Raw genomic sequence first — 260 nt, 5'->3', positions numbered from 1 at the left:
AAAAGCCGAAACACCGCTCCTGCAACAGGAATTATTTTTTCTGTCTCGCTATCTTTTTTCACGAGCTTTACCGGAGAAAATATTTTCTTATTTTCTAATATGTAATATAGCGTTTTCGCATCTTCTTCTATTGTAATCTCAAAATCTCCTACCGGAGTCAACGCTTCCGGCGCCTTTTTTTCGCTCACAATATATGTATCATATACAAGACCGCCCTTATGACCTTCTTCTTGTCGATATGTTGACGCATATCCGTTTTC

At 38.5% G+C, this 260-nt stretch carries 1 protein-coding gene; it reads right to left on the bottom strand.

What is annotated here, in order from left to right; translation table 11 throughout:
• Positions 1-260, bottom strand: a 260-nt coding sequence (locus tag NE619_RS18290) for a hypothetical protein (protein WP_256133895.1), incomplete at both ends; no start/stop codon positions are given.

Origin of the sequence: Anaerovorax odorimutans (genome assembly GCF_024459955.1) — a bacterium.
In the GTDB taxonomy this organism is placed as follows: domain Bacteria; phylum Bacillota; class Clostridia; order Peptostreptococcales; family Anaerovoracaceae; genus Hominibacterium; species Hominibacterium odorimutans_A.
The sequence above is the reverse complement of the archived record's forward strand: the minus strand, read 5'-3'. Positions and strand labels throughout refer to the sequence as shown.